The sequence below is a fragment of the Methylorubrum sp. POS3 genome (assembly GCF_043352485.1).
GTDB lineage: Bacteria > Pseudomonadota > Alphaproteobacteria > Rhizobiales > Beijerinckiaceae > Methylobacterium > Methylobacterium suomiense.
Map to the genome: position 1 here is coordinate 2,763,223 of NZ_JAPRBT010000001.1, position 21,381 is coordinate 2,784,603.

General features: G+C 68.6%; 21 protein-coding genes. 8 read left to right on the top strand and 13 right to left on the bottom strand.

What is annotated here, in order from left to right; all coding sequences use genetic code 11:
* Window positions 1-34 precede the first annotated feature (34 nt).
* From OWC43_RS12930 to OWC43_RS12950, 5 genes are all read right to left on the bottom strand, one after another.
* A complete protein-coding gene (locus OWC43_RS12930; RefSeq protein ID WP_137829158.1) occupies window positions 35-226 on the bottom strand; it encodes a hypothetical protein in 192 nt (63 codons plus the stop codon).
* 98 nt (window positions 227-324) lie between these two features.
* The gene (locus tag OWC43_RS12935; RefSeq protein ID WP_137829159.1) at window positions 325-759 is read right to left on the bottom strand and encodes a tellurite resistance TerB family protein; all 435 of its coding nucleotides are present in this window, start codon (window positions 757-759) and stop codon (window positions 325-327) included.
* A gap of 136 nt (window positions 760-895) precedes the next feature.
* Window positions 896-1,651 (bottom strand): ABC transporter ATP-binding protein, encoded by a 756-nt coding sequence (locus tag OWC43_RS12940; protein WP_393956956.1) that lies wholly within the window; start codon window positions 1,649-1,651, stop codon window positions 896-898.
* Window positions 1,648-2,400 carry an ABC transporter permease gene (locus OWC43_RS12945; protein WP_137829161.1) on the bottom strand — a complete coding sequence of 251 codons (753 nt, stop codon included), beginning with the start codon at window positions 2,398-2,400 and terminating at the stop codon, window positions 1,648-1,650. Before OWC43_RS12945 ends, OWC43_RS12940 begins: the two co-directional genes overlap by 4 nt.
* Before the next feature lie 10 nt (window positions 2,401-2,410).
* A complete protein-coding gene (locus OWC43_RS12950) occupies window positions 2,411-3,430 on the bottom strand; it encodes an ABC transporter substrate-binding protein (RefSeq protein ID WP_393956957.1) in 1,020 nt (339 codons plus the stop codon).
* 172 nt (window positions 3,431-3,602) lie between these two features.
* On the opposite strand from OWC43_RS12950, the gene OWC43_RS12955 reads away from it, so the two are divergent.
* Window positions 3,603-4,037 carry a DUF3597 domain-containing protein gene (locus OWC43_RS12955; protein ID WP_137829163.1) on the top strand — a complete coding sequence of 145 codons (435 nt, stop codon included), beginning with the start codon at window positions 3,603-3,605 and terminating at the stop codon, window positions 4,035-4,037.
* A 174-nt stretch (window positions 4,038-4,211) separates the two neighbouring features.
* On the opposite strand, the gene OWC43_RS12960 is transcribed toward OWC43_RS12955, so the two are convergent.
* Complete coding sequence (locus OWC43_RS12960; RefSeq protein WP_393956958.1) at window positions 4,212-5,132, bottom strand: LysR family transcriptional regulator; 921 nt, start codon at window positions 5,130-5,132, stop codon at window positions 4,212-4,214.
* Window positions 5,133-5,258: 126 nt separating this feature from the next.
* Between OWC43_RS12960 and OWC43_RS12965 the strand changes: the two genes are divergently transcribed.
* On the top strand, window positions 5,259-5,873 hold the full coding sequence (locus OWC43_RS12965) for a glutathione S-transferase family protein (RefSeq protein ID WP_393956959.1): 615 nt from the start codon (window positions 5,259-5,261) through the stop codon (window positions 5,871-5,873).
* The gene (locus OWC43_RS12970; RefSeq protein WP_393958551.1) at window positions 5,870-6,790 is read left to right on the top strand and encodes a pyridoxamine 5'-phosphate oxidase family protein; all 921 of its coding nucleotides are present in this window, start codon (window positions 5,870-5,872) and stop codon (window positions 6,788-6,790) included. Before OWC43_RS12965 ends, OWC43_RS12970 begins: the two co-directional genes overlap by 4 nt.
* Window positions 6,791-6,802: 12 nt before the next feature.
* Here OWC43_RS12970 and OWC43_RS12975 read toward each other — a convergent pair whose 3' ends face one another.
* Together OWC43_RS12975 and OWC43_RS12980 are read right to left on the bottom strand one after the other, a co-directional pair.
* A complete protein-coding gene (locus OWC43_RS12975; protein ID WP_393958552.1) occupies window positions 6,803-7,444 on the bottom strand; it encodes a hypothetical protein in 642 nt (213 codons plus the stop codon).
* A 23-nt stretch (window positions 7,445-7,467) separates the two neighbouring features.
* A complete protein-coding gene (locus OWC43_RS12980; protein WP_137829166.1) occupies window positions 7,468-8,100 on the bottom strand; it encodes a 2OG-Fe(II) oxygenase in 633 nt (210 codons plus the stop codon).
* A gap of 393 nt (window positions 8,101-8,493) precedes the next feature.
* Here OWC43_RS12980 and OWC43_RS12985 point away from each other — a divergent pair, with 393 nt between their 5' ends.
* Both OWC43_RS12985 and OWC43_RS12990 read left to right on the top strand, forming a co-directional pair.
* Window positions 8,494-8,823 (top strand): hypothetical protein, encoded by a 330-nt coding sequence (locus OWC43_RS12985; protein WP_137829167.1) that lies wholly within the window; start codon window positions 8,494-8,496, stop codon window positions 8,821-8,823.
* Between the two features lie 278 nt (window positions 8,824-9,101).
* Window positions 9,102-11,219, top strand: coding sequence for an ABC transporter ATP-binding protein/permease (locus OWC43_RS12990; RefSeq protein ID WP_137829168.1), 2,118 nt, complete (start codon window positions 9,102-9,104; stop codon window positions 11,217-11,219).
* A 78-nt stretch (window positions 11,220-11,297) separates the two neighbouring features.
* Here OWC43_RS12990 and OWC43_RS12995 read toward each other — a convergent pair whose 3' ends face one another.
* The 3 genes from OWC43_RS12995 to OWC43_RS13005 are packed head-to-tail and all read right to left on the bottom strand — an operon-like array spanning window position 11,298 to window position 14,397.
* Complete coding sequence (locus tag OWC43_RS12995) at window positions 11,298-12,104, bottom strand: fructosamine kinase family protein (protein ID WP_393956960.1); 807 nt, start codon at window positions 12,102-12,104, stop codon at window positions 11,298-11,300.
* Window positions 12,101-12,574, bottom strand: a complete 474-nt coding sequence (locus OWC43_RS13000; protein WP_393956961.1) for a low molecular weight protein-tyrosine-phosphatase — start codon at window positions 12,572-12,574, stop codon at window positions 12,101-12,103. The genes OWC43_RS12995 and OWC43_RS13000 overlap by 4 nt, the downstream gene beginning before the upstream one ends.
* The gene (locus tag OWC43_RS13005; protein WP_393956962.1) at window positions 12,571-14,397 is read right to left on the bottom strand and encodes an aminopeptidase P family protein; all 1,827 of its coding nucleotides are present in this window, start codon (window positions 14,395-14,397) and stop codon (window positions 12,571-12,573) included. The genes OWC43_RS13000 and OWC43_RS13005 overlap by 4 nt, the downstream gene beginning before the upstream one ends.
* 655 nt (window positions 14,398-15,052) lie before the next feature.
* On the opposite strand from OWC43_RS13005, the gene OWC43_RS13010 reads away from it, so the two are divergent.
* Window positions 15,053-15,943, top strand: coding sequence for an FkbM family methyltransferase (locus OWC43_RS13010; RefSeq protein ID WP_393956963.1), 891 nt, complete (start codon window positions 15,053-15,055; stop codon window positions 15,941-15,943).
* A 134-nt stretch (window positions 15,944-16,077) separates the two neighbouring features.
* Here the strand turns inward: OWC43_RS13010 and OWC43_RS13015 are convergent, their stop codons facing one another.
* Both OWC43_RS13015 and OWC43_RS13020 read right to left on the bottom strand, forming a co-directional pair.
* Entirely contained in the window at window positions 16,078-18,459 is a 2,382-nt protein-coding gene (locus tag OWC43_RS13015) for an EAL domain-containing protein (protein ID WP_393956964.1), read from the bottom strand.
* Window positions 18,460-18,862: 403 nt separating this feature from the next.
* Window positions 18,863-19,780: a 50S ribosomal protein L11 methyltransferase gene (locus OWC43_RS13020; protein WP_393956965.1), complete on the bottom strand. Its 918-nt coding sequence runs from the start codon at window positions 19,778-19,780 to the stop codon at window positions 18,863-18,865.
* A gap of 506 nt (window positions 19,781-20,286) precedes the next feature.
* Between OWC43_RS13020 and OWC43_RS13025 the strand changes: the two genes are divergently transcribed.
* Together OWC43_RS13025 and modA are read left to right on the top strand one after the other, a co-directional pair.
* On the top strand, window positions 20,287-20,457 hold the full coding sequence (locus OWC43_RS13025) for a hypothetical protein (protein WP_171015456.1): 171 nt from the start codon (window positions 20,287-20,289) through the stop codon (window positions 20,455-20,457).
* A 96-nt stretch (window positions 20,458-20,553) separates the two neighbouring features.
* Window positions 20,554-21,360 (top strand): molybdate ABC transporter substrate-binding protein, encoded by an 807-nt coding sequence (gene modA / locus OWC43_RS13030; protein WP_393956966.1) that lies wholly within the window; start codon window positions 20,554-20,556, stop codon window positions 21,358-21,360.
* The last annotated feature ends 21 nt before the right edge of the window (window positions 21,361-21,381 follow it).

A 21,381-nucleotide genomic window follows, 5' to 3' on the forward strand; every position in this document is an offset into this window, starting at 1 on the left:
CGGTGCCAACGGTTGCTTCGCCCGTCGGGGCGGCTCACTCATAGTCGAAGTCCAGCGCCCGCTCGAACGCACCCGCGCTCATGCGCTTCCCTTTCGGATCGGACACCGCGATATCGCGGAAACCGCGGCGGGCGAGTTCCCAGGTCTTTTCCAGGGCCTGCTCGTCGGTGCCGCAGGCGAAGGTCATCTCGCGTCCCGCCGGGTCCGTCCCCGTCACCTTGTACATCGTGATACCAACTCCCGAACGGCGACGACCATACGCCCGACGCGGAAGGACCGCGAGGGCGTGGTGGGCGGCGCGATGCCGCCTCGGCGGATTGCCGATCAGGCGAGGAGCGACGCCTTGTCGACGGCGAGGGCGGCGGCCAGCTCGTCGAGAACCTTGTGCTCGCTCTCGGTGATGCCGCCCTTGTCGGCGGCGTCCGCCGCGATCAGGAAGATGTACTGGCGGTGCTCGACCGGACGGTCGGCGACGGCGGCGACCTGCTGAAGGTTCTCGAGGCGCCCGGCACGCAGCTCCGCCCGGGCCAGGGCCTCGAACAGCGCCTTTTCCAGCGTCAGCGTGTCGTAGGATTTTTCGAGAATCGGGTTGGCCCGCATGCTGACGAGGGCGGCTTCGATCTCCTCCTCGTCGGTATCGCCGTCGGCCACGATGACATTGGCCGCCGCCGAGACCGCCGCCTGCATGAAGACGGCATCGCCCGCATACGACATCACCACGCGGTTCAAGCGGACGAGCGCGTCCTGAAATATACCCATCCCGATTCTCCCGGCGGCACCCCGAAGGACCGCGCGATGGTTCCCGGCGCGGAGCGCCACCGTCAAGGTGTTCCGGGAGGTCGTCCGCGCGAGCAACGAACCCGCACAGCGACGCTCGCGTTCCGCATCGCGGGCATCACAGGTCCGAAGAGCGCCGCGACAGCTCCGCGCGCAGGTGGCGGGCCGCCTCGACCAGCTCCGCGTCCCGGCGCCGACGCGGGCGGGGCAGGGTGATCGAGACGTCGGCGGCGATCCGTCCGGGGCTGCCGGCCAGCACCACGACCCGGTCGGCGAGGTAGACCGCCTCGTCGATGTCGTGGGTCACGAACAGCACGGTTTTGCCGGTCTGCGCCTTGATGCGCTGGATCTCGTCCTGCAGCCCCTCGCGGGTGAAGCTGTCGAGCGCCGAGAACGGCTCGTCCATCAGGAGCACCTCGGGCTCGACCGCGAGGGCGCGGGCGATGGCGACGCGCTGCCGCTGGCCGCCGGAGAGCTGGTGCGGCCAGCGCCCGGCGAGATCGGCCAGACCGACGAGCTTGAGCATCGCCGCCGCACGGTCGCGACGCTCGGCCTTGGGCAGGCCGTGGCGCTCCAGACCGAGGGCGACGTTGTCGATCACCCGCCGCCAGGGCAGCAGCCGGGCGTCCTGAAACACCAGCGCCATCGGCGTGCGGGTGTCGGGCGCCGTATGGAGACCCACCGTGCCCGTGCTGGGCTTGGCGAGATCGATCAGCACCCGCAGCAGCGTCGACTTGCCGACGCCGGACTCGCCGACGATGACGAGGAATTGCCCCCGCGGCACGGCTAGGTCGAGGGCCGAGAGGATCTCGGTGCGCCGCCCGTCGCGCTCGTAGGCGAGCGACAGGCCGCGGATCTCGATGATCGGGCTCATGCGCGCCACCGCAGGAGCCAGCCCTGGAGGGCGACGAAGCCGGTGTCGAACAGGCCGTAGAGGGCGGCCATGGTCAGCATGTAGACGACGACGATGTCGGTGGAGAGGAGCGAGGACGCCTGCATCATCCGGGCACCGATGCCCGGTACGCCGAAGATCTCCGCCGCGACCACGGCCATCCAGGCTTGCCCGAGCGCGGTGCGCACGCCGACCAGGATGCCGGGCGTGGCCGCCGGCAATAGGATCTTGGTCAGCCGCGCGAACGGCCCGCGGAAGCCGAAGGCCTGGGCCACCTCGATCAGGTCGCGGTCGACGCCGCGCACGGCCCCTTGGGTGGCGAAGAACACGATCCAGAACACGCCGATCGCGATGATGAACACGGCGGCCGAGGGCTGCACGCCGAACCAGATGATGGCGAAGGGCACCCAGGCCAGGCCGGGAATCGGCCGCAGCAGCCGCACGATCCAGGCCGTCAGGCTCTCGAACCAGCGGAACATGCCCGACAGGAGCCCGAGCGCGATCCCGGCCCCCGCACCGACCCCGAGACCGACGACGTAGTGGCTCAGGCTCTCGGCGACCGCCCTCGGCCACGCGCCGCCGGCGATCTCACGGCCGAAGGCGGCGGGGATCGAGGAGGGTGGCGGCAGGAAGGCCGGATTGACGAGATCGAGCCGGGGCGCCGCCTCCCAGACACCGAGGAAGGCGGCGAGCCCGACGGCCGCGAGCCCGGCCGAGCGGAGAGCGGTCATGGGGTGACGATCAGGGCTTCTTCACCTTGTCGAAGGGCTTGGTATCGAACAGGCCGTCGGTCGGCGCCTCCTTGTCGAGGGTGCCGATCGAGACTTGGTAGGCCTGCATCGCCTTCGTCGCCTCGATGATCGTGCGCGGATCGGTGACGAATTTCGCTGCCGGCGAGGACAGGGCCTTCTGGATCGTCGCCACGTCGGTGATTCCCTTGCCGAGCGCCGCCTCAACCGGCCCGGCGGCCTTGGCCGGATCGGACTTGAGCAGGTCCGTCGCCCGGACGAGGGCCAAGACGAGCCCCTCGACCGCCGCCGGATTGGCATCGGCGAACTTGCCGTAGACGGCGACCACGGTGCCGGGCTGGTCGGGGAACATCTCGGCCCCGGTGGCGATCAGCGCGATCTTCGGGTTGCGGCCCTGGACGATGGTGAGCGCCGGTTCGCGGATCGAGGCGCCGTCGACGGCTCCGGCCAGCAGCGCCTGCTGGGTCGCGTCGATGCCCATGGCGACGATCTCGACATCGGCCTTGTCGGCCTTGGCCACCTGCCAGAGCCAGTGCTGGAGGGTGGTGTTCGGCACCGAACCCGGCGGCTGCGTGGCGAGGCGCGCCGGCCGGCCCTCCTTGGCCTTGAACTGCTTGAAGGCTTCCGCCTTGCTCGGCGCCCCGGCGAAGTAGGGCGCGAGCTTGGGGGCGGCCACGAACACCATCTCCTCGATGGCGGTGGCGGCCACGACCCGCACGTCGATGCCCTTGGTGCGGGCGACGGCGAGGGGGGCGATGCCGGCGACGTAGACGTCGATGGTGCCCGATGCCAGCGCCTGGATCATGTTCGGGCCCGATTCGAAGGTGGTGAAGGCCGGCGCGAGCCCCGCTTCCTTGAGCCAGCCCTCGCCGTTGGCGACGAAGACCGGCGCCGCGCCGATCACCGGGATCACGCCGATGCGCACCGGGACCTGCTGGGCGGCGGCGGGCCAGGAAACGGTTGTGGCGGCGAGGCTCGCCATGAGGGCGAAGGCCTTGAATAGGATGCGCATCGTGCGGGTTCCGGCAGGTTTGACCCCGCCCCATGGCACAGCGGGCGCGATCTTCCAATCACCGGTCGCAACGGGGCAGGGCGGAATGCCGCGACGGAACGGGCGTGCCTGCCCGATGTTAACGAAACCGTAGCGGCACACCGGCCGCGCGAGACGACAGGACCTGACCGCCATGAGCCTCCTCGGCAGCATCGTCAGCAAGATTCTCCACCCGTTCGGCACCTCCGAGGCCCAGGCCTCCGAGTCCAAGGCCGGCGGCGACAAGCCCGCCTCGACCGAGGCGCAGCCCTCCTCCGGCGGCGACGCCCCAGCCGCCACTGCCACGAGCGGCGGCGCGGCGTCCGGCGGCCCCGTCGATGTCGAGGCCGTGCTCAACGACATGGCGTCGAAGAACCCGCAGAAGCTGAACTGGCGCACCTCGATCGTCGATCTGATGAAGCTGCTCGATCTCGATTCGAGCCTTCATGCCCGCCAGCAGCTCGCCGACGAGCTGCACTACTCGGGCGACAAGAACGACTCCGCCTCGATGAACGTCTGGCTGCACAAGCAGGTCATCAAGAAGCTGGAAGAGAACGGCGGCAAGGTCCCAGCCGATCTGAAGGACTGATTCCTTACAGCCGCAATAGGCCCTCCTGCGCTATGCCGGGGGAGGGCGCATGGACAAGGATGGCGGCCCGCCGAGAGCCTTTCGGCGGGCCGCGTTTCATTGCGCCAAGCGATGATGAGCGAACGCGGACAAATGACACCGCTTCAGGGTTGCCCCCTGGAGCCCGCCACCCGCTCATGATCCGGCTGGCAGCCCTTGCGGATTCACCCGCGGATCCGCCCTCAGTCGCTCCACGGCCAGGTCGATGAAGGCGCGGACTTTGGCGGGCGCCCGGCGGCCCTCCGGGCTCACCACATGGATCGGCATCGGCGGACCTTCCTGCGCTTCGAGCAGCGGACGCAGACGCCCCTCGGCGATGGCAGGAGCCACTTGGTAGGACAGGAGCCGGACGATCCCCCGTCCGTCCAGGGCGGCGCTGAGCGCCCCGTCGATCGTGTTGCACGAGAAGCGGGGGCACAGGGGAACGGCCACGCGCCGATCCGAGCCGAAGCGCCACTCGTGCGCCGTCGCCTGATCGGCCCGGCCGATGATCGCGTGCCGCGTCAGGTCGCCCGGTTCGAGGGGCGTGCCGTACCGCTCCAGATAGGACGGCGCGGCGCAGACGACCGGGCGTACGCTGCCGACCCGAATCGCCGAGAGGCCTGAATCCGGCAGGGCCCCGATCCGTAGGGCCACGTCCGCTCCCTCCTCGACGAGATGGATCACGCGATCGAGAAACAGGGCACGGACCGCGACCGTGGGATAGCGGTCGAGATAGTCCGAGATCACCGGAAGCACGTAGAGGCGCCCGAACTGGACCGGCGCCGTCACGGTCAGCGTGCCGCTCGGCGTCGCCGTGGCGCCGGCCGCTACGGCCTCCGCTTCCTCGATCTCGGCCAGGATGCGGCGGCAATCCTCAAGGTAGCGCGCCCCGGCCTCCGTGAGCGCCACCCGTCGCGTGGTGCGCGTGAGAAGGCGCGCACCGATCCGCGCCTCCAACGCCGCGACCGCCCGCGTCACCGCCGGCGGGCTCAAACCGAGAGCGCGGGCCGCGCCGGCAAAGCCGCCGCTCTCGGCCACCCGGACGAACACCCGCATCCCCTGCCAGCGGTCCATGGCGGCCCTCCGATCATTCCACTTCGCGCAACAGTCGCTTGTCTAGAATGCCGGTTCTCTCGAACCGGAGAAACGGATTTCATGGGGATACCGGCCGGACGAGGGCCGGGTGCAGAGGAGAGATCCGTGAAGCTCTACGATCTGGCGCTGTCGGGCCATGCCCATCGGGCCCGCCTGTTCCTGTCCCTGGTGGGGGCGGATTACGCGACCGTTCCGGTCGATCTCGCGGGCGGCGAGCACAAGTCGCCGGCTTTCCTCAAGATCAATCCGTTCGGGCAGGTGCCGGTCCTCGACGACGATGGGACCATCATCCCCGATTCCAATGCGATCCTGATCTATGTCGCGAAGAAGCTCGGCCGCACCGACTGGCTGCCCGAGGATCCGGAGGGGGCCGCCCGGGTGCAGCGCTGGCTCTCGGTCGCCGCTGGGCCGATCGCCTTCGGTCCGGCCGCCGCGCGCCTCGTGACCGTGTTCGGCGCCCCCTTCCGCCTCGACGAGGTGATCGCCCGGGCCCACGCGATCCTCGCCCTGATCGAGGCGGAACTGTCCGCGCGCGACTGGCTCGCCGCCGCGCATCCGACGATCGCGGACGTGGCGCTCTACAGCTACGTCGTGGCGGCGCCCGAGGGGAACGTCGATCTCGCGCCCTATCCGGCGATCCGGGCCTGGCTCTCCCGAATCGAGGAATTGCCCGGCTTCCTGCCCTTCCCGAGGACCGAAGCCGGCCTCAGCGCCGCCTGAACCGAAGGGGGGCCGCCGTGGACACGTCTCCCTGGCATCGGGGCGAGATCGCCCTCCAGACGCGCGTCGGGTCCGCCGAGCGCATGGCCGAGATCGGCTCCCGGGTGATCCGCGACCGATTGATCGAGCAGCACGCCCTGTTCTATCCGCTGCTGCCCTTCGTGGTCCTCGGCACGGTCGATCCCGGCGGCGCCCCATGGGCGACCCTGCGGGCCGGCCCGCCCGGCTTCCTCCAGGCCCCCGACCCGTTCCATCTGCGGGTCGAGGCGGCCGCCGAGCCCGCCGATCCGGCCGAGGCCGGGCTGACCGACGGCGCGGCCGTGGGCCTCCTCGGCATCGAACTCGCCACGCGGCGGCGCAACCGCCTGAACGGCACGGTGGAACGGGACGACGACACCGGCTTCACCCTCGCGGTGGAGCAGAGTTTCGGCAATTGCCCGCGCTATATCCGGCCCCGGCCGTCCGAATACCTCTCTCCCCCCGGGAGCAGGCCGGCCCCGGCCGTCTCGGACCGGCTCGACGGCCGGGCGCGGGCGCTGCTGGCAGCGGCCGACACGCTGTTCGTGGCGAGCTATGCGGAGAGCGAGGGACACCGGCAGGTCGATGTCTCGCATCGCGGCGGACCGGCGGGCTTCGTACGGGTCGCGGCCGATGACACGCTCACGGTTCCGGACTATGCCGGCAACCGCTTCTTCAACACGCTGGGCAACCTCCTGACCCAGCCGCGCGCCGGCATCGCGATTCCGGACGTCGCGACCGGCGACCTGCTGCAGATCACAGGTCGAACGGAGCTGGTGTTGGATTCGCCCGAGATCGCGACCTTTGCCGGTGCCGAGCGGCTGTGGCGCGTGATGCCGGAGCGCGCGGTGTTCCGCAGTGCTGCTTTGCCCCTGCGGTTCGGTCCGGCAGCGGCGTGATCCGCGACGCGGTCACCCGGCCTTGCGGCCGCACCGGATATAGCTCGCCAATCCCTTGGGGCTCGACCACGTCAGCCGGTCCTGCTCGACCACGAGACGCACCTGCGAGGTCCAGCGCCGGCCGCGCTCGCTGCAATCGGCCGCCATCGTCCAGGCCGCGCCGTCGCGGCGGTTGTTGCGGAACCGACAGACCGTGCGTCCAGCCTTCGCCCCCTCTTCGGTGATGGTGGCGGGGAGGAAACCGCGGCGGCGCTGGCGCTGGGCACAGGCGATAGGGCTCGGCCCCCAGACGCCGACATAGGCCGCGCGCTCCAGCACCGGAGCAGCCGGCCGGGGCGGCTCGGGCGGGGCCAGCGCCTCGGGGACGGGCGCGACGGCGGCGACCGGGACGAGGCGGGCCTGAGACGGAGGGGACGGCACCCGCTCGGGCTCGGGCAGGCGCACTTCCGGCACGTCGATGCCGCCGCCATCGGCGGTGGCGTAGCGGGCTGGCCGAGCCGTGGCCTCGTGTCCGTCGTCGGTCAGCGCCAGCAGGGTGTAGGAGAACAGGGCGCCCCAGCCCGCAGCGAGGATGACGGGAATGGCGAGCCGTCGGGAGACGGGTCGCTCCCGGGTCGAAGCGGACCGTGCGGTCTCCCCTCCATCCTCCGCCATCGCCGCCATTCCCGCGCTCCGCCTCAGCGTCCGAAGATGCCTTTCAGGAACTGGGCCGTGCGGTTGCGCTTCTTCTTGCGCTCCAGCTCCGCCGCATCCTTGACCCAGGCGACCTGCACGACGCGGCGCTCGCCCTCGAACGGCTCGTGGCCGTGCCAGGAATTGTCGGCCCGCAGGAAGGCGAACATCGTGCCCATGGTCGGCGGCACCTCGACGGCGAAGGGTTCGTAGTTCTTGCCGTCGTAGAGCACCCGCAGGCGACCTGCGGCGGGGGCATCCCAGGCATCGTTCATATAGACGAGGAGCGTCATCACTTTGGACGGCCCATCGGTGTGGATCGAGCCGTATTTCGGCTGGCTCTTCTTCATGATGGTGGTGAGCCGCGGGCACGACACGAGGTCGATGCCGAACTTCTCGCCGAGGATGCGCGAGAACTCGTCGCTCTCCAGTTCGTCGATCAGGGCCTTGAAGCGGCCCTTCAGGGCGACCTCGTCCACGGTGAGGTAGCCAGGCTTGGCAATGGTCGGGAAGTCCTGGCGGATCTCGGCGATCGCGCCCTCGTTCAGGACATTGTTGCCGAGGAAGTAGGTGTAGGGATCGCGAGAGACCGGCGCGGCGCGCACGGCATCGACATTGAGGATCGAGAGGCCCGACATAACACGGTCTGTCCCGTTGCGAGGGCACGCAGCCCGACGAAACGTCCGGCGCGGCGCATGAGGAAGGGCCCAGCATGGCCCGGCCGCCACGGTAGACGGTGCGATTGCGGCAACGGCGCGGCAAGGCGTCGGAACCATCGTCTCCCTCCCGTTTCTGGAGCTAGACTTGCTCCAGTCTATGGCGATCACGGCTGAGCTTTCGCGCTGCATTCCGCGCAAGTTGCGAGAATCGATTCGGCCAGCGAATACGCTCTCGCATGCGTATTCGGGAGCCGAAAGGCCACGCCTTCGCTTTCGGCGCGATTGCTGAGCGTAACCCCTTCCCGACGCTCATGGAACCTGCCATGGTCAAGCTTGGCGGCCGCTCCCCGGCCGTCGCTCGTAACCCGCGTCATGAAACCCGTCGCCCTCGCCGTCCTCGGTACGACCCTGGGCACGACCCTCGGCATGATCCTGCCGTCGCTCCCGGCCGCCGCACAGCCGCGCACGCCGACGGTGCGATTGACCTGCGCCGAGGCGATGGCCCTCGTGAAAGCGGAAGGCTCGGTGATCCTCGGCATCGGCGGCCGGGCACCGGAGCGTTTCGTGCGCGACCGCAGCCAGTGCGAACTCACCGAAATCGCGGAACTGCGCTTCGTGCCGACCCGTGACAACCCACAATGCCCGATCGGCTACCGCTGTCGCGAGCCGGATTACGGCGATTGGAACTGGAACGCGGACTGACGACCCGATCGCGTCGACGCGGTTTCGCTCGGAATTCTCCGTCCTCGGCCCGGTCCACGGTGTCGCAGTTCGACGGATGCCCACAGGTGCTGCGCCCTCTCGCGGTCCGACATGACGGAAATTTCACGTGACAGGGGTGGGCCCGCGCCACGATCTCGCCCAGACCAGCCGCCAGGCCCCAGGCGATCAGCCGGGGCCGCCGAAGACGGCGATGTCCCGCCCGGGACAGTCCGGCCCGTGACGGGGTTGGGCCGCCAAAGCGAGAGGGAGAATTCCGCGTGGCCGCATTCAAGAGTGGGCTCGGCCTTCAGGCCGCGCTCACGGCGCTCGTCGCGCTCCTGCTCCTCGCGATGCCGGGCCTGCCCTCGCCGCCGCTCTACGTCTCGCTCGCAGGTTTCGCCATGGCGGGCCTGCTCTACGCCTCCCGCAATATCTCGGCCTATCTGAAGATCTTCGTCTCGGTCTACGGGCTCGGCTACCTCCTGCTCGCCGGGTCCAAGACGCTCGCCGCCCTCGGCGCGCTGCCCGGCGTCATCGCGGCGCTGCTGCCGCCCGACTTCGCCGCGACCGGGGCCGTGGTCTTCGCCGGCATCGTGCTCGCCATCTCGCACTGGAAGCCGATCCGCGACATCACCCTCATCGCCGATCCGTATTTCGCCAACCAGGACGCGCCGGCGCGCGAGATCGGCCTGTTCCGCTGGTTCGGGCGGACGGAGGGCGAGATCGGACGCAACCTCGTCGGGCTGTCGATCTTCGTGAACTTCGCCGACGTGGCGCTGACGCTCGGCTTCAACTTCTTCTATCGCGACATGTACAACTCGCTCCAGGCGCTCGATGCACCGGCGTTCTGGTATCAGATCGTCTGGATCTTCGTGCCGCTGGCCGCGCTGAACATCGTCATCGGGATGTTCGACCTCTACGTCGACTCGGCGCTCCAGCTCCGCTGGCGGACATGGCTGACCCACAGCCTCTACGAGCGCTGGCTCGGCCAGGGCACGCATTACCGCATCCCCTTCACCGACGAGGAGGCGGACAATCCGGACCAGCGTATCCAGTCGGACGTCAACAACTTCATCCTGCAGACGGCGGGCCTGTCGATCCGGCTCCTGTCGCAGGCGGCGCAGCTCGTCTCCTTCATCGTCATCCTGTGGACGCTCTCGCGGGACTTCGTACTGCCCTTCACCGACACCGTCGTGCCGGGCTTCCTGGTCTGGCTCGTGATCGCCTACGCGGTGGTCGGCACGTGGCTCACCCACATCATCGGCAAGCCGCTGATCGGCCTCGACTTCCGGCAGGAGCAGGTGGAGGCGGACTTCCGCTTCGCCCTGGCGCGCAACCGCATCTACTCGGAACAGATCGCGCTGCTGCGCGGCGAGCGGGCCGAGGCGACACGGCTGACGACGCTGTTCCACGCGATCATCGACAACTACATCGGCATTATCTACCGGCGCATCAAACTGATCGCCTTCACCTTCAGCTACCGCCAGGCGAGCACCATCTTCCCGCTCGTCATCGCCGCGCCATCGTTCTTCGCCAAGAAGATCACGCTGGGCACGCTGCAGCAGACCTCGAACGCCTTCAGCAACGTCCAGAACTCGCTGTCCTTCTTCATCAACGCCTACACCACGCTCGCGGCCTACAAGGCGAACACCATCCGTCTCAGCGCCTTCAAGCGGGCGATGACCAAGGCCGAGGCGCTGGCAGGCGCCGGCTACGGCCTGGCTCAAGGCCATGAGCGCTCGGGCGACGTCACCGGCCGCGACCTGACGCTGGCGCTGCCCGACGGGCGGGAGATCGTGCGGGCGGCCTCCCTCACCCTGCCGAAGGGCGGCGCGACCCTGCTCACCGGCCCCTCGGGCTCGGGCAAATCGACCCTGTTCCGGGCGATCGCCGGGATCTGGCCGTTCGGCAAGGGCCGGGTCGACGTGCCGGAGGGCCAATCGGCCCTGGTCCTGCCGCAGCGGCCCTACATTCCGCTGGGCACCCTGCGGGGCGCGGTGGTCTACCCCGCCACCAGCGAGCAGTTCTCCGACGCGGCGATCCGCGACGCTCTCATCGCCGCGCAATTGCCCGCGCTCGCCGACCGGCTCGACGAGGTCGATTCCTGGGATCGGCGCCTGTCGGGCGGTGAGCAGCAGCGGCTCGCCATCGCCCGCGCGATCCTCGCCAAGCCCGACTGGCTGTTCCTCGACGAATCCACCGCCGCCCTCGACGAGGCGAGCGAGGCGTCGATCTACCGGATGCTGCGCGAGAAGCTCCCCGGCACGACCATCGTCTCGATCGGTCACCGCTCGACCCTGCACCAGCACCACGATCGCCGCATCGAGATGATGCCGGCGGGCGAGGGCCGGTTCGAGCCCCGCGCCGGGGCCCCGTTGGCGGCACCGGCGGAGTAAGGTTCACGGTCTCCGCGCCCCTCTTCGGACACTACGGAGAGGGGCGCGCGTTTGCGCAAGTCGGACGGATCGCGCGGATCAGACCCCGGCCACCTTCAGCAGCCCCTCGACCAGCCCGCGATAGCCGGCGCCGAACAGGCGCAGATGCACCAGAGCCGGCCAGAGCTGGTAGATCGCGACGCGCTCGACCTCTCCCGGTTCGGGAGCGCCGTAGGCCTCGCGAAAGCCGGGGCCGGGCCGACCGAACAGGGCGAGCATGGCGAGATCGACCTCGGCGTGACCGTGATAGCAGGCCGGGTCGATCAGGCCCGCGACGCGCCCGCCGTCATAGACGACGTTGCCGCCCCACAGGTCGCCGTGGAGCAGGGCGGGACGGGGCCGCGCCGGCAGGCGGTTCGGCAGATCGTCGACGAGTTTCTGGAGGCGCTGGACGAGGGCAGGCGGCAGATGGGGTGTGTGGCATAGCAGGCGCCGCTCGCCCCAGAAGGCGGGCCAATCCTCGCACCATGCATTCTCGATGGCCACGGGGCCGAAGGCGTAGTCGGTCCGCCAGCCATAGAGGCCCCCCCGCGCGGCATGGAGGCGGGCCACGGCGCGGCCGAGTTCGGCCGGCGCGCTGCCTCCTTGATCCGGGAGACGCTGAAGGACGAGAACCGTGTCATCGACGGCGAGGATTGCGGGCGCCGGGGCGCCGGTCGCGGCGATCGCCGCCAGCATCTCGGCTTCCGTGCTGGGGGCGGGGCCCGACTTCGCCACCGCCTCGCGCCCATCGGTGAGGCGGATCAGGAGACAATCGGAGAGGTCACCCCCGGTCAGCCGTCTGAACTGTGCCAGTTCGCTGCCCAGCAGGGCGGCGGCGCGCCGGGCGAGCGCATCGGGGCTCACGCGCCGTCCGCAATCCGGCGGACGAGGGCCCGGGCGCCGCTCGTCACGTCGTCCCAGGTCGTCGCAAACCCCTCCGGCCCGCCGTAATAGGGGTCCGCGACCGGCTCGCCCGCCCGGCCGGGCACGTGATCGAGGAGCAGGCTCAGGCTCGCCCGCGCACCCTCGGGCCGCAGGGCGCGCAGACGCTCCAGGTTGGCGTGATCGAGCGCGACGACATGATCGAACCGCTCGAAATCCGCCGGGCTCACCTGTCGGCCGCGATAGCCGGCAATGTCGAGGCCGTGAGCGCGGGCCACCGCGATCGCCCGCGGATCGGGCGGCTCGCCTACATGCCAATCGCCGGTCCCGGCGGAATCGACCGTGACGTCCAGACCGGCCCGCTCCGCCGCGAGCCGGAACGCGGCCTCGGCCAGGGGCGAGCGGCAGATATTGCCCAGGCAGACGAAGAGGATGGCGGGGCGGGCCGTCACGCCAGGGCCCCGGCGAGCGGGCTCGTCGCCGCCTCCAGCCAAGCCCGCGTCTCCCCGTCGAGATCGGGCGCCAAGCGCTCGCGCACCCGTGCATGGTAGGCGTCCAGCCAAGCGGCGTCGGCGGCGCCGAGAAGGTCCGGGACGACGAGGCGCCGGTCGATCGGGGCGAGCGTCAGGGTCTCGAAGCCCAACATCGTTCGCTCTCCGCCGGGAATCGGGCGCTCCTCGACGAGGACGAGGTTCTCGATGCGGATGCCGTAGGCGCCGGCCTTGTAGTAGCCCGGCTCGTTCGAGAGGATCATCCCGGGCTTCAGGGCCACCGTGCCGGTCTTGGCGATGCGCTGCGGCCCCTCATGGACCGAGAGGAAGGCGCCGACGCCGTGGCCGGTGCCGTGATCGTAGTCGAGCCCCGCCTCCCACAGGCTGAGTCGGGCCAGCGCGTCGATCTGCGCCCCGGTCGTCCCCTCGGGAAACACCGCGCGGGCGATGGCGATATGGCCCTTCAGCACGCGGGTGAAGCGCGCCCGCATCTCGTCCGAAGGCGTCCCCACGGCGACTGTTCGGGTGATGTCGGTGGTGCCGTCGGCGTATTGCGCGCCGGAATCGATCAGGAACAGCTCGCCGGCCTCACTCCGCCGGTCGGTGGCGCGGGTGACGCGATAATGCACGATGGCGCCGTTCGCGCCCGAGCCGGAGATCGTCGGAAAGGAGACGTCGCGCAGATTCCCGCTCTCCGCCCGGAAATCCTCCAACGCCTCCACCGCCTCGATCTCGGTCACGGGGCCTGCCCGGTCGAGCCATGCGAGGAAGCGCGTCACGGCAAGGCCGTCGCGATGATGGGCGGCGCGGGTGCCGGCGATTTCGGCGGCGTTCTTGACCGCCTTCATGGCGGTGATCGGATCCGGCCCGACATCGGCGACGCCGCCCGCCGCTTCCACGAGGGATCGCAAGGCCGCGGAACCCGTGGCCGCATCGAGGCGCAGCCGCGCGGCCCCGGCGCAGAGGGCGGCGAGCGCCCCGGGGAACGTCGTCCGGGGGCGCAGATCGGCCAGGGGCGCGAGGGCTTCGCGCAGATCCGGATCGAATTCGGGCGAGGTGAGTGCGAGGACGGCCCGATCCTCCACCGGGATCAGGGCGTAGCCCAGCGCCAGGGGCGTGTGGGCGATGTCGGCCCCGCGCAGATTGAACGCCCAAGCGAGATTGTGCGGATCGGAGACGACGAGACCGTCGAGCCCGCCCTCGCGGAGCGCGGCGCGGATCCGCGCCAGCTTGTCGGCGGCGCCCTCTCCGGCCAGTGCCTCGGGATGCACCGCGATCCGGCCCGCGGGCGGGCGCGGGCGCCCGGCCCAGACCGCATCGACCAAGTTCGTCTCGACGGCGCGCAGCGTGGCTCCGGCCTTGGTCGCGGCCCGCTCCAACCGGGCGAGCCCGTCCGGCGTGTGCAGCCACGGATCGTAGGCCAGACTCTGCCCGGCCTTCAGATGCGTGCCGAGCCATGCTTCCGGGCTCGTCTCGGCCAGCGGGACCACCGTGATCGTCCGAGTGTCCACCTGTGCGGGGGCCTGCACGGTGTAGCGCCCGTCGACGAACAGGGCGGCGCGGTCGGCCAGCACGATGGCCGTGCCGGCCGAGCCGGTGAAGCCGGTGAGCCATGCGAGCCGCTCGGCATTGGCCGGGACATATTCCGATTGATGCTCGTCGGCCCGCGGCACGACGAACCCGTCGGCGCCGATCTCGCGCAGGGCCGCCCGCAGGGCCTCGATCCGTTCGGGCCCCTTGGCGTGGCTCGGATCGTCGAAGGTCTGAAAGCGCGTGCGGGTCATGGGGTCAGGGTTACGCCGCAGGCGGAGCCGGGACAATGGCACGGGGTTCGGGGGAGGGGCGTACGGGCGTGCCCCGGATGGACCAGGCGGTGGCGGAGGCCGACCGCATATCTGCGTCGGCCGTGGGCTGATCCGCCGGATGGCGAGCCGTGGTCGTGAAGCCCCCCTCGGCGTAGTCGGGCGTTTCACAAATCGCCCCTCCATTTGCGACGCGCCCAAGCGGAGCACCCGGTGCCGGGGCGAAACGGCATACCGCATCACGGACATGAAAACGGGCGAAACCGTTCAGGACGCTTCCCGACAGGTGGCGTGGACGCAACGGGATTGCGTGGCCGATGGGCTTGCACGCGCTCATGCCTGCCAGACCAACAAGAGGTTCATTTAGAACCCGCATCTCATTTTGGGCAGGGCTGAAATCTTGCAATCATCCGAAATTCGAACATATTTAACAATATATAAACATACATTCAATGGCTATATTTCCTACATAAACTGCGGGAGACGAGTCGAATATCGCGAATTTGATTTTCTGCATACCTTGTTTTACTGAGACAGCGAGCCTTGCAAGCCAAATTTCACCTGTGTTGGCCGCGAATAGCCTGATCATACACGCCAATCAAATCAACCGAGTACATCAATATAAAGGCCGGCTGCCATGGACGTTAAAGGCCCTTCATCTGCGATCAGCGTAGATGACACTCAATCATCGGTCCCTTCGCCTAGCCGCGCGGGAAGAAATAACTGCGTTGATGTCAATTTTGCAGGTCGATCCTTCAAGCTTGACACGGCCAATGGCGCCGATCAGGTCGCTCGCGATATTGTAAAAGGCAGTTACGAAGCGCCGCTGCCGATGCTGATGATGGCAAGCCTCATTCGGATCGAGGGTGCATTCATCGATGTCGGTGCGAACACGGGTGTGTATTCCGTGATGGCAGGCGTCATCGCGCCGGGTCGGCCCATCATTGCTTTCGAGCCGTTTCCCTCGGCGCTCGAAGCGTTTGAGCGCAATCTGGACCTCAACAACCTCCGGAACGCTGTCGACATTCACACAATCGCACTGAGCAACCAGATCGGTAGAACCACGCTGCACATCCCCGATCCAGGCCACGGGCTGATCGAAACCAGCGCCTCCCTAGAAGCCGATTTCAAGAGACACACGCCGTCGGGGAGCAGCCTCGAAATCGGTGTCGCAACGCTCGACAGCATCGAAATCCGATCACCGATCAGCGTGATCAAAGCCGATATCGAAGGTCATGAGCACGCTTTCTTGGAAGGTGCCGTCGAAACCATCAAGCGGGAACGCCCCTTCGTCTTTATCGAGGTGCTCGACAAAGCGCAGAGACATCGCATTCGACATCTCGCGCGTGAGATGTCCTACATCGATTTCCGCCTACGGCCCGATATGGCGATTCATGACGGCGGCGAAGTCTTGTTCGACGCTCAGGCCTGGAATCATGCACTGATTCCGATCGAACGCCTCCTGAAATTCCAAGAGGTGTGCAGTTCATGCGGCATTCCCATGCTGCGGCGCTTCGATCTGTCGTGATCGTGGCAGTGAGCGAGAACAAGCCCGGTGTGACTCTCAGAAATGTCCGTCACATAAACAAAGAGCCGCGCAAGCCGGGCCAAACCGCTTGAAGCGGCTTCCCGGCGTCGCCCGCGGACGCTGACGTCGAGACGTTAGGCCACCGCTCTTGTTTGCATGGTGGCGTTCACGCCGGTCGTATGGGCGGAGAACTGGTCGATCGGTGCCGGCTTGCCCATCAGATAGCCTTGAGCGGACTGACAGCTCTCGGACATCAGGAATGCGAGTTCGGCCTCCGTCTCGACACCCTCGGCCAGAACGGGCAGGCCAAGTCCGCGCCCGAGGCCGAGAACCGATCGCACGATCGCCTTGGTCTGTTCGTTCTCATCGACGGATCGGACGAAGGAACCGTCGATCTTGATCTTGTCGAACGGATAGGTGCGGAGATTCGAGAGGGACGAGTAACCGGTTCCAAAATCGTCCATCGCGATCCGTAGACCCAGCGCCTTGAGCTGCCGCAGGGTCGATTGCGCACGCCCCGGATCACGGATGAGCGCCGTCTCCGTGATCTCGATCTCGAGACGCTCCGGCTTGAGACCGGTCTGGAACAGAACTTCGTGGACGAGCTGCACGAAGTGGGAGGCATGGACCTGCACCGCCGACACGTTGACGGCGACGGAAAGCGGATTTGTCCAAGTCGCGGCCTCCCGGCAAGCCTCGCGCAGGACCCACTCCCCGATCTGCAGGATCGCGCCGCTCTCCTCGGCGATCGGGATGAAGAGGGAGGGAGGGACGGCCCCGCGGTCGGGATGATGCCACCGCAGCAGGACCTCGAATCCGAGGACTGCGCCGCTCTGCACATCGGTCTGCGGCTGGTAGACGAGTTGCATCTCGCCGCGCGCCACGGCGTGTCGCAGATCGTGCTCGAGCATGCGGCGGTCGCGCACCTGCATGCCCAGCCGCGCCTCGAAGAAGCGATAGGTCCCCCGGCCTTCGGACTTCGCCTTATAGAGTGCGGTATCGGCGTAGCTCAGAAGCAGACTGCGCTCCTCGGCATCGTCGGGATACAGGGCGATGCCGACACTGGTGGCGATCGTCGGCGTGTTGGTCTCGCCGATGCCGGCGCGCAGCGCTTCGATGACCTGCTCGGCGATGCGACCGGCCTCCACTGCATGCTCGCAAGGGACCAGGATGGCGAACTCGTCGCCACCCAGACGCGCCATCATCTGCGTTTCGTTCAGGATGGCCGTGACGGAGCGCGCCACGTTGACCAACATAGCGTCACCGGTGGGGTGACCGAACAGGTCGTTGACCTCCTTGAAGCGGTCGAGATCCAGGCAGAGCACCGCGAGCTTGCGCTTGGCGGCCTGCGCCACCTTCAGCTCCTGGTCGAGTCGCTGGCGGAAGCTGGCGCGGTTGGCGAGGCCGGTCAGCGGGTCGTGATAGGCGAGGAACTGGATCTGCCCTTCGGCGCGGCGACGGGCCCGGAGGTCGCGCACGGCGACGGCATAGTGAGGACGATTGCCGTAGGTGACGGGCCGCACGATCAGTTCGACCGGAACGGTGCCGCCCGCGACGCAGACGAGTTCGGTCTCCACCGCCTGATCCGGTTGCCCGTTCGACAGCGGGCCGACGACATCCGGCAGGAACCGCGACAGCTCGATACCGGACAGATCGCCGGCCGGCAGACCGACCAGCGTGCCGAAGCTGTCATTGGCGTTGACGATCCGATTCCCCTGACAGACGACCAAGCCCTCCACGGCCGCGTTGGCGAGGCTGTGCAGCCGCTCGCGCTCCAGGCTGAAGCGGCGGCGGTCCCGGATGTCGAGGGCCAGGGCAGCGCAGGCCAGGAACAGGATCGCGAGGCTGGCGCACGCGACGCCGACCGCGAGCCAGCGGGACGGTATGGCACCGTCCGAAATATCGACGGTCGGGTCCGGCAGGATCGTGACGGCCCCCATGGCCGTGAAATGATGGCTGCAAATCGCGAGCAGCAGCAGGAAGGCGCCGAGGACGGTGCCGCGCCTGCCGCGATCCGCGAGGGCCGCCGAGAGGCCGGCTGCCCCCAGCAGACTCCCCAGGACGAGAGAGGCCGCGACCAGACTTGGATCCCATTGCACGTGCCCGGCGACCTCGTAGGCCACCATGCCGGTGTAATGCATGGCGGCGATCCCGCCGCCGAGAACGATGCCGCCCAGAACCGGGGCCGCCGGCAGGGAGCGCAGCTGGGCAAGGGTCAACCCGAGGCCGGTCAAGACGATGGCGTAGACGAGCGAGAGCGCCGTGAGGCCGAGATGATAGCCGCTCGGCAGGCCCGGCTCGAAGGCGAGCATGGCGATGAAATGCGTCGCCCAGATGCCGAACCCACCGGCCACGGCCGCCACGCCGAGCCAGAGGTAATGCAGCCGTCCCTTCGATCGATCAGCGTGGCGCAGGAGCGCGATGCAGGTTCCGGCTGCGAGCGTACAGACGAGAGCGGCCAAGCCCACAAGCAAGAGGTCATGCTGCTCGACGATGCAGCCAACAACTTTCAGCACACCAACCCCGCACGAACCCATACATTCCATGCGCCAGGTAGAAAGTGTTTCTTTCCGATCGATGAATTCGCACCGTTCACGATTACGCGAAGCGCCGCACCATTAATTTTGTATTTACGTTTTGTTTTGGATGCCGGCTCTCTGAAATCGCACTCCCATGACGACTCGGCGCTGCATCACCATTGTGCAGAGTGCCATTCGAAACCGGCATCCACTCCAATCGCTGCCTCCGTGTTCGGCGGGCGATTTGTCGGGAGCCGGTCGAGGGACCGCGTGAGGCCGGGACGGATCGTGATGCCGCGACTGCGGACCGCTTTCGAGCCGCGCGGGTTCGGTTTCCCGACGCCCGGTTCGACGCTTGTCGAGACGACGCGAAACGAAGCCGAGTTCGACCGCGAGGAACTCAGCGCGGCCGGGCCGCCGCACCGCCGCGCCGGAGCACCAGCGTGGCCCACCCCTCGATGAGCCCGGCGCGGGCGAGATGGAAACCGCGATGGCGGTAGGTCGAGAGGACGCCGGGCACATCGCGCTCGATCAGGCCCGACAGGATCAGGACGCCGTCATCGGCCACCACCGCCGTCAGCGAAGGGGCGAGGCGCTTGAGGGGCCGGGCCAGGATGTTGGCGAAGACGACATCGAAGCCGCGGGCGCGGTCGGCCAGGGCGTGACGCACGCCGGGGCCCTGGTAGAGCCGCATCAGGGGTCCGAGGCCGTTGCGGCGGGCATTGCCCCGGGCCGTTTCCACCGCTTCCGGATCGAGATCGCCCGCGACGACCGGCACGTGCAGCGCGCGGGCGGCGGCAAACCCCAGGATGCCGGTGCCGGTGCCGACATCGAGCACGCGGGCCGGACGGCGGCGCTTCAGCTCGGCGACCAGCGCCCGCAGGCAGCCCAGAGTGGTGCCGTGGTGACCCGTGCCGAACGCCAGCGCCGCCTCGATCTCGATGGCGAGGTCGTTGGGACGCACATGTTCGCGGTCATGCGAGCCGTGAACGAGGAAGCGGCCGGCCCGTACGGGCTTCAACCCCTCCAGCGAGGCTCTCACCCAATCCTGCTGGTCGATGGTCTCGAAGACCGCCGCATCCGCCTGATCGCCCACCAACGGGCGAATCAAGTCGAGGATCATCTCCGTGTCCGGCTCCTCGGAGAAATAGGCCTCCAGGCGCCAAGCCCCGGTCTCCTCGACCTCGAAGGCGGCCACCGCCGTCTCCATGGGATCGAACATCTCACCGAGGAGTTCGGTCATGGCGCGCGCGGACGGCTCGTCCGTGATCAGGCGCAGGACGTGGGTCGGACGGTGCGGCGGCAGGCCTTCGAGCATGGAGCGCCCTCTAACACCGGCCGCTTCATCCGGCCACGGGTTTTGCGGATCGGACCGCCGCCGCCCCAGGAGGAGACCTGTCGTATCGGCAGCACAGGCAAGGCATAAACCGCCTAATCCGCAGGCAACATGTTTAATTTGTAGCCGGAAAGCGCGGAACCGGTTCGGTGAAACCGCGTTCCCACCGGCCTCTCGTTCCAACACAGGCGTCCTGAGTACCGGTCGCGTCATGACACCCAAACCCACCCGCCGCCGCCGCCCGCCAATCGTGGTCAAGCAGGAGCCTCGGCCCGACCGCCGTCGCACCGAGCGGTCACCGATCCTCGATACCGGCGCCCTGGAGGCCCCGTTGCCGGGTTCGTTGCTCGTATTGCTCAGCCGACTTCATCGGGCCGAGACGCGGCTGGGGGACGATCCGACTTCCGCTGCCTGAGACGGTCGTTCGACGGAACTCCCCGCGCCGAACCGGCTTGTCGGCCGGACCCTCCCTTTGAAAGGACGAACTCATGGCTGTGGTGTCGCGGACGATCTACGACGAGGGCCGGGCCGCCAAGGCGCAAGGCAAGCCCGATTCCGCCAACCCCTACGAGGCCGGCTCGCAGCAGAGCCTGGACTGGCTCGAGGGCTTCACCGCCGGCGAGCCGGAGCCTTCCGCCACCGGGCCGGACAACAGCTGACATACGGGGCGCTGCCGCTCGGCCCTGGCAGCGTCGTTCCCATTCGGCTATAGCGCTTGCGGGTCGCCGCCACGGCGGCGCTCGGAGATCATGGCCGTGACCGTATCCCGCCCCCGCCGCGCCTGGATCGCCGGCCTCGCTCTCGCCCTCGCCGCGGGAACAGTGTCGGCGGCCCTCCCGGCGCGGGCCGAGGAGCCCGTGGTCGTCTTCGCCGCCGCCAGCCTGAAGAATGCCCTCGACGAGGCCAGTGCGGCCTGGACCAAGGAGACCGGCAAGACCAGCCGGATCTCCTATGCGGGCTCCAATGCGCTGGCCAAGCAGATCGAGTTGGGGGCACCCGCCGACCTGTTCTTCTCGGCCGATCTGGCCTGGATGGACTATGCCGAGAAGAACGGCACCATCCGCCCCGAGACCCGCATCAACCTCCTGCGCAACGCGATCGTGCTGGTGGCGCCGAAGGGGGCGAACACCAAGATTGCCCTGGAGCCGGGCGTCGACCTCGCCAGGGCCCTGGCCGGCGGGCGGCTCGCCATGGGCAATGTCGAAGCGGTGCCGGCGGGCAAGTACGGGAAGGCGGCGTTGGAAAAGCTCGGCGCGTGGGACGGCGTGAAGTCACAGGTCGCCCAGGCCGAGAACGTCCGCGCTGCCCTGTTGCTCGTCTCCCGCGGCGAGGCGCCGCTCGGCATCGTCTACGCCACCGACGCGGCGAGTGATCCGAGCGTTGATGTGGTGGCGACGTTTCCCGAGGGCAGCCATCCGCCCATCGTCTATCCGGCGGCGCTCACCAAGGACTCCCGCAACGCCGACGGCGCGGCCTTCCTGAGCTATCTGCGCAGCCCGGCCGCCCGGCCGTTCTTCGAGCGCCAGGGCTTCGTCGTGATCGGCACGGAGAAGCGTTCCTGAGCGCGCGACGGCTGACCGCGC

Coding starts and splice junctions, on each gene's coding strand:
- OWC43_RS12930 (WP_137829158.1), bottom strand. CDS start 226: ATGTACAAGGTGACGGGGACGGACCCGGCGGGACGCGAGATGACCTTC.
- OWC43_RS12935 (WP_137829159.1), bottom strand. CDS start 759: ATGGGTATATTTCAGGACGCGCTCGTCCGCTTGAACCGCGTGGTGATG.
- OWC43_RS12940 (WP_393956956.1), bottom strand. CDS start 1,651: ATGAGCCCGATCATCGAGATCCGCGGCCTGTCGCTCGCCTACGAGCGC.
- OWC43_RS12945 (WP_137829161.1), bottom strand. CDS start 2,400: ATGACCGCTCTCCGCTCGGCCGGGCTCGCGGCCGTCGGGCTCGCCGCC.
- OWC43_RS12950 (WP_393956957.1), bottom strand. CDS start 3,430: ATGCGCATCCTATTCAAGGCCTTCGCCCTCATGGCGAGCCTCGCCGCC.
- OWC43_RS12955 (WP_137829163.1), top strand. CDS start 3,603: ATGAGCCTCCTCGGCAGCATCGTCAGCAAGATTCTCCACCCGTTCGGC.
- OWC43_RS12960 (WP_393956958.1), bottom strand. CDS start 5,132: ATGGACCGCTGGCAGGGGATGCGGGTGTTCGTCCGGGTGGCCGAGAGC.
- OWC43_RS12975 (WP_393958552.1), bottom strand. CDS start 7,444: ATGGCGGAGGATGGAGGGGAGACCGCACGGTCCGCTTCGACCCGGGAG.
- OWC43_RS12980 (WP_137829166.1), bottom strand. CDS start 8,100: ATGTCGGGCCTCTCGATCCTCAATGTCGATGCCGTGCGCGCCGCGCCG.
- OWC43_RS12985 (WP_137829167.1), top strand. CDS start 8,494: ATGAAACCCGTCGCCCTCGCCGTCCTCGGTACGACCCTGGGCACGACC.
- OWC43_RS13005 (WP_393956962.1), bottom strand. CDS start 14,397: ATGACCCGCACGCGCTTTCAGACCTTCGACGATCCGAGCCACGCCAAG.
- OWC43_RS13010 (WP_393956963.1), top strand. CDS start 15,053: ATGGACGTTAAAGGCCCTTCATCTGCGATCAGCGTAGATGACACTCAA.
- OWC43_RS13020 (WP_393956965.1), bottom strand. CDS start 19,780: ATGCTCGAAGGCCTGCCGCCGCACCGTCCGACCCACGTCCTGCGCCTG.
- OWC43_RS13025 (WP_171015456.1), top strand. CDS start 20,287: ATGGCTGTGGTGTCGCGGACGATCTACGACGAGGGCCGGGCCGCCAAG.